6 protein-coding genes are annotated in these 6,573 nt (G+C 64.9%); 1 reads left to right on the top strand and 5 read right to left on the bottom strand.

What is annotated here, in order from left to right:
- Positions 1 to 33: 33 nt before the first annotated feature.
- The 5 genes from P2Q66_RS15640 to P2Q66_RS15620 form a co-directional block, all read right to left on the bottom strand.
- Complete coding sequence (locus tag P2Q66_RS15640) at positions 34 to 1,689, bottom strand: MDR family MFS transporter (RefSeq protein WP_275729590.1); 1,656 nt, start codon at positions 1,687 to 1,689, stop codon at positions 34 to 36.
- Entirely contained in the window at positions 1,686 to 2,357 is a 672-nt protein-coding gene (locus P2Q66_RS15635) for a TetR family transcriptional regulator (protein ID WP_275729589.1), read from the bottom strand. The genes P2Q66_RS15640 and P2Q66_RS15635 overlap by 4 nt, the downstream gene beginning before the upstream one ends.
- Positions 2,358 to 2,516: 159 nt before the next feature.
- Positions 2,517 to 3,944 carry a class II fumarate hydratase gene (locus tag P2Q66_RS15630; RefSeq protein ID WP_275729587.1) on the bottom strand — a complete coding sequence of 476 codons (1,428 nt, stop codon included), beginning with the start codon at positions 3,942 to 3,944 and terminating at the stop codon, positions 2,517 to 2,519.
- An 86-nt stretch (positions 3,945 to 4,030) separates the two neighbouring features.
- Positions 4,031 to 4,645 (bottom strand): carbonic anhydrase, encoded by a 615-nt coding sequence (locus P2Q66_RS15625; protein WP_115524367.1) that lies wholly within the window; start codon positions 4,643 to 4,645, stop codon positions 4,031 to 4,033.
- Positions 4,646 to 4,655: 10 nt separating this feature from the next.
- Entirely contained in the window at positions 4,656 to 5,336 is a 681-nt protein-coding gene (locus tag P2Q66_RS15620; protein WP_275729593.1) for a DUF4245 domain-containing protein, read from the bottom strand.
- Positions 5,337 to 5,562: 226 nt separating this feature from the next.
- On the opposite strand from P2Q66_RS15620, the gene glpX reads away from it, so the two are divergent.
- Positions 5,563 to 6,573 (top strand): class II fructose-bisphosphatase (gene glpX, locus P2Q66_RS15615; RefSeq protein ID WP_275729592.1); only part of this gene is annotated, 1,011 nt, incomplete at its 3' end.

The following is a 6,573-nucleotide window of genomic DNA, read 5'->3' as shown; positions in this document are numbered from 1 at the left end:
TCCCGGCCACGGCGGAGGGGAGTACGACGGCGGTCAGCGGCCTTGGGAGACCAGCTCGCCGTCGTCGTCCCTCACGCTGTTTCCGGCCTGGCCGGCAAGCCCGGCGGCAAGAAGCTCGGCTTCCTCACCGCCGACCGCCTCACCGCGCGCCACCATCCCGGCGGTGTCCGAGAGCGGGATCTGCTTGAGCGTGATGGCCAGCAGCAGGGCCACGGCGATAAAGGGCAGCAGGTACCAGAACACCGGGGCAAGGGAGTCTGCGTAGGCGTTGACCACGGCATCACGCAGCTGCTCCGGGAGCTGGGTGAGCGCATGCGGATCCAGGGTGCTGGTGGACTGTGCCGCCTGTTCAGCAGATGCGCCGGCGCCGGTGAAAGCACTGGTAAGGGACTCGGACAGCCTGTTGGTGAAAATCGCGCCGAACACGGCCACGCCCATGGCGGCTCCTACCTCGCGGAAGTAGTTGTTGGTGCTGGTGGCGGTGCCGATCTGGCCGGCCGGGACGGAGTTCTGCACCACCAGGACTGTCACCTGCATGATCAGGCCGAGCCCTGCCCCGAAGAAGAACAGCTGGACGCAGATGACCCAGATGGGGGTGGCAGCGGCAAGGGTGGTCATCCACAGCATGGCCGCCATGGTGAGGGCTGCACCCAGGATGGGGTACATCCTGTACTTGCCGGTCTTGGAGATCCGAATGCCCGAGTAGATGGAGGTGCCCATGAGGCCCGCCATCATCGGCAGCATCAGCAGGCCCGATTCCGCTGCCGAAGTACCGGAGGACATCTGGAGGAAGGTGGGCACGAAGGCCAGCGCCGAAAACATGCCCAGGCCCAGGGTGAAGCCGATGGCCGTGGCGTTGACGAAGATGCGGTTCCGGAAGAGGCTCAGCGGAATGATGGGGTCCTCGGCGCGGCGCTCGACCATAACAAAGGCGGCAGCCGAGACCAGCAGCCCGGCACCAAAGGCCCAGGTCAACGGGGAATCCCAGCCTTCGTCCTTCTTGCCGCCGAAGTCGGTGAAGAAGATGAGGCACGTGGTGGCGGCGGAGAGCAAAACAACGCCCAGGATGTCGATCCGCTTTTCGGCCTTCTTGTTGGGAAGCGTCAGGGTGAACCAGGCGATGGCGAAAGCGGCGATGCCGATGGGGATGTTGATGTAGAAGGCCCATTCCCAGGTCATGTGGTCCACAAAGAAGCCGCCCAGCAGGGGACCGGCCACGGCGGAGAGGCCGAAGATGGCGCCGAGCGGGCCCATGTACTTGCCGCGGTCCTTGGCGGGCACGATGTCGGCAATGATCGCCTGCGAGAGGATCATCAGTCCGCCGCCGCCCAGGCCCTGGATGGCGCGGAAGATCACAAAGCCCCAGAAATCGGTGGCGAGGGCGCAGCCAACCGAGGCGAGCGTGAATAACGCGATGGCTATCAGGAAGAGGTTGCGCCGGCCCAGGACGTCGCCGAACTTGCCATAGATGGGCATCACTATGGTCGTGGCCAGCAGGTAGGCAGTCGTAATCCAGGCCTGGTGTTCCACCCCGCCGAGCTTGCCCACGATGGTGGGCATGGCGGTGGAGACAATGGTCTGGTCGAGGCTGGACAGCAGCATCCCGGCGATCAGCGCCGAGAAGATGATCCAGATGCGTTTCTGCGTCAGCAGCAGGGGGCCCGCTGGCGGCTTGGTGGCGATACTCATGGTTGTCCTTCTGCGGCGGGGGTTTCAGGGTGTCCGAGGGGCTGGGAGAAGAGCGTGCTGGCGGCCGTGATGTTTTCCATCAGCAGGTCGGCGTAGGGGCGGGTGTTGCCGTCGGAGAAGTAGGCCATGCTGCTCTTGCGGGCGATGGTGCCAAGCAACACCACGGCCATCTGCACCACGGGATGGTCCGCGGCCACGCCTTCCCGGCGGGCGACGTCGCGGGCGAACTGCGCCTCGCGCTGCTCGGTGATGCCGATGATCCTCAGGATCAGCTGGGGCTCTTTTTTGATCACGCCGATCAGCTGCCGGGTGTCCTCCTCGGAGCCGGCCATGCCCTCGGAAAGCCGCAGGGAGAGCCGCACCAGGTCCTGGAACAGGGTGGGGGAGATTTCACCGGGCGGAGACGAGGCGCCGCCCTCAATGAATTCCTTGATGACGTCCGCGGGGATGTCATCGTCCGCGTGGCCAATGATCGCGTCTTCCTTGGTGGGGAAGTAGTTGAAGAAGGTGCGGCGGGAGATGTCGGCGCGCTCGCATACTTCCTCCACGGTATAGCCGTTGAGGCCATGTTCTGCGGTCAGTGCCCGTGCGGCGGCAGTGATGGCTGCACGTGTGGCGGCGCGCTTCCGTTCGCGGAGCCCGCCCTCAATAACTGCACTTTCTTCCATGGAGTACATTTTTGCACTGATAGAGCCAGAGTGCAAAGTTGCGTGCCTACGACGGCGGGACGGCCCTGAGGCCGAAGGTGCGCCAACCTGCCTTAAACGACGGCGGCCGCCCGCCTTCGCTGGGAAGGTGGGCGGCCGCCGTCGTACTTGCTGCGGGTGTCAGGCCTTGTGGGCCGGGGACGTCATGGTGGTGACATCCAGGGCCTTGTCGAGGTCGGCTTCGGAGACCTTGCCTTCACCGTCACCGACGAAGCCGAGCTTCTCGGTGGCCTGGCGGACGGTGAGGCCTTCGGCCACGGCCGTCTTGGCAATCTTGGCGGCGTTTTCGTAGCCGATGTACTTGTTCAGCGGCGTCACGATGGACGGCGAGGCCTCGGCCAGGAAGCGGGCGCGCTCCACGTTGGCCGTGATGCCGTCGATCATCTTGTCGGCCATGACCCGGCTGGTGTTGGCCAGCAGGCGGATGGATTCAAGCAGGTTGGAGGCCATGACCGGGATGCCGACGTTCAATTCGAAGGCGCCGTTCGTGCCGGACCAGGCGATGGCGGTGTCGTTGCCGATGACCTGGGCGGCAACCATGATGGAAGCCTCGCAGATGACCGGGTTGACCTTGCCGGGCATGATCGAGGAGCCGGGCTGCAGGTCCGGGATGGCGATTTCGCCGAGGCCGGTGTTGGGGCCGGAGCCCATCCAGCGCAGGTCATTGTTGATCTTCATGAAGGAGATGGCGATGTTGCGCAGCTGGCTGGACGCTTCGATGAGGCCGTCGCGGTTGGCCTGTGCCTCGAAGTGGTCGCGGGCCTCGGTCAGCGGCAGGCCCGTGTCCGTGGCGAGGAGCTCGATCACACGCTCCGGGAAGCCTGCGGGGGTGTTGATGCCGGTTCCAACAGCGGTGCCGCCCAGCGGAACTTCGGCAACGCGGGGGAGCGAAGCGTTGATCCGCTCGATGCCGTAGCGCACCTGTGCTGCGTAGCCGCCGAATTCCTGGCCCAGCGTGACCGGGGTGGCGTCCATCAGGTGGGTGCGGCCGGACTTGACGACGTCCTTGAACTCAACGGCCTTGCGCTCCAGGGATTCGGCCAGGTAGCCGAGGGCCGGGATGAGGTCGTTGATCAGGGCCGAGGTTGCGGCCACGTGCACGGACGTGGGGAACACGTCATTCGAGGACTGGGAGGCGTTGACGTGGTCGTTCGGGTGGACAACCTTCTCGCTTCCGGCAGCCTTGAGGGACCGGGTTGCCAGTTCGGCGATGACCTCGTTGGTGTTCATGTTCGAGGACGTGCCGGAACCGGTCTGGAAGACGTCGATGGGGAAGTCGCCGTCGTACTTGCCGGTGGCTACCTCATCGGCAGCCTCCGCGATCGCCTTGGCCAGCTCGCCGTCGAGCACTCCAAGTTCAGCGTTGGCCTGGGCCGCTGCCTTCTTGACCCGGGCGAGGGCCTCGATGTGGGCGCGTTCCAAGGTCTTGCCGGAGATGGGGAAGTTTTCAACTGCACGCTGCGTCTGTGCACGGTACAGTGCGTTCACGGGGACGCGGACTTCGCCCATCGTGTCGTGTTCAATGCGGAATTCTTCAGTGGAAGTCATGGGGTTAGCTTAGGGCGATCAGCCGCGCCACCGAAAACCGTGAAGAGCATGCTACGGGTCCCGGCAGCGCGGCTTTTCGGCGCCTTCTAGAGCTCGCCGATTCCCGAAACAAGGTTCGCGCGGCCCTCCGCAAGGCTGTAGGACAGGCCGATGACGGCAGTCCGCCCTTCCTGGATTGCGTCGGAAATCACACGTGAGCTGTCCACCAGACGCTGCGAGGTCTGCTTCACGTGTTCCACCACCATGTCGTTGACCCCGGTTTCGTTGTTGCGCAGCGAGGTGAGGACGGACGGGGTGATCCGCTCCACAAGGTCCCTGATGAACCCGGTGGGCATCTGTCCGGTCTCCACGGCAGACTTGGTGGCGGAGACGGCACCGCAGCTGTCGTGGCCCAGGACAACGATCAGGGGGACCCCGAGCACACCGACGCTGTACTCAAGCGAGCCAAGGACGGCGTCGTCAATCACCTGGCCTGCGGTCCGCACCACAAATACGTCACCCAGTCCGACGTCGAAGATGATCTCGGCGGCCAGGCGCGAATCCGAGCAGCCGAAAATCACGGCGAAGGGGTGCTGGTTCTCCACCAATGAGGACCGGCGGGATGCGTCCTGGTTGGGGTGGGAAGTTTCACCGTTGACAAAGCGTTCATTTCCTTCGCGCAGGCGGCGCCAGGCAAGTGCGGGAGTCAGGTAGGTAGTCACCCTGCTTACCTTAGGGGGCAGTGGTGGCCGCAGGTGAAACTGTGACGGCAGGATTGCTGTCGATGGACTTCACGACGGCGTCAGCGAGGGTGGCGAACTCGTCCAGTTCGGCGGCGCCGGACAGGATGACGGTAGTTCCGCGGTGGTCGAGGACCAGGGATTTCTCGCCTTTGCCGGTGTCCCGGAGCTCCCACTCCTGGCCGCCTGCGTTGCGCGAGCCGGTGACTGGCGCGTTGCGGGTCTGTTGCAGCAGCCAGGTGGGGTTGGCCTTGGTGGTCTGCACCAGGGCGATGAACGAATCCTTGGGTGTCAGGAAGCCGACCTCCCACGTGGGCACCCCGCTGCCGGTTCCCGCTTCCCACCGTGCGTAGTTCGGCCTGAAAGCGCCGCCCGTGTCGGGGGCCGCCGGTGTGAATCCCGCCACATCCGCGGCATTCCTGGAGACCGCCGCGACGTCGATGTCCGGGCGGTAGCCGTCGCTTTTGGGCAGCGGGTTCATCAGGATGATCGGCAGGAACGCGGCGATGCTCACCACGAGGGCGATGATCATGCCGATCACCGAAGCGTTGGCACGTTTGGCCGCTGCGGCCGGAATGACAGGCTTAACCGGGGCATCCGCGCCCGTTCCACCTGCGCCCTGGCTGCCGGCGGATCCGGCCGGCTCGGGGCTGGGACTGGTCTTTTCCTGCATGTCATTCACCCCTCTATAGTCGCCCATCCGGGGACGCAAGTTCTATTCGGCGCCCTCGGGTGCCCGGCCGCTCCGTTCCCGCACATTGCGCACCCGCGTCATCCGCCGTCCCGGGAGCTATAAGCGCGACTATGATCGGAAGTAGAGGAATCACCGACCGGCTGTTCCGGCTGGGCGGGTTCAATGATCGCCACTCGAAGAAGAGGTTCACGTGTCACCAGCGTCCATGACCCAGAAGTACTCCACGATCTCACCGTCCCTGGCTGTGGGCAACGATGAGCCGGACCGCAACCTTGCCCTCGAGCTTGTCCGGGTTACCGAAGCTGCGGCAATCGCCGGCGGACACTGGGTGGGTTTCGGCGACAAGAACACGGCGGACGGCGCTGCCGTGGACGCCATGCGCTCCTTCCTGCAGACGGTCCACTTCAACGGCGTTGTGGTCATCGGTGAAGGCGAAAAAGACGAAGCCCCCATGCTGTTCAACGGCGAACGCGTCGGTGACGGCACCGGCCCCGAATGCGATGTGGCCGTCGATCCCATCGACGGAACGCGGCTCACCGCGCTGGGCATCAACAACGCGCTGGCGGTCCTGGCCGTGGCAGAACGCGGTTCCATGTTCGACCCCTCAGCCGTGTTCTACATGGAGAAGCTCGTCACCGGCCCGGAAGCCGCCGACATGGTGGACCTCCGCCTGCCGGTGAAGCAGAACCTCCACCTGATCGCCAAGGCCAAGGGCGTGAAGGTGAACCAGCTCAACGTCATGATCCTGGACCGCGACCGCCACCGCCCGCTGGTCGAGGAAATCCGTGAGGCCGGCGCCCGCACCAAGTTCATCATGGACGGAGACGTTGCCGGTGCCATCGCCGCCGCCCGCTCCGGAACCGGCGTCGACGCCCTGATGGGCATCGGCGGAACCCCCGAAGGAATTGTCGCGGCCTGTGCCATCAAGTCCCTTGGCGGCGTGATCCAGGGCCGGCTGTGGCCCACCAGCGACGAAGAAAAGCAGAAGGCAATCGACGCCGGCCACGACCTGGAACGCGTCCTGTCCACCAACGACCTCGTCTCCAGCGACAACTGCTACTTCGCTGCCACCGGCATCACCGACGGTGACCTCCTGAAGGGCGTCCGCTACTCCAAGGACAAGGTCTTGACCCAGTCCATCGTGATGCGTTCCAAATCCGGGACCATCCGCTTCGTGGACGGCGAGCACCAGGCCAGCAAGTGGGAAGGCTACGCC

Origin of the sequence: Arthrobacter sp. Cr_A7 (assembly GCF_029222765.1) — a bacterium.
In the GTDB taxonomy this organism is placed as follows: Bacteria; Actinomycetota; Actinomycetes; order Actinomycetales; family Micrococcaceae; genus Arthrobacter.
This window is presented reverse-complemented; position numbering and strand designations above follow the sequence as displayed.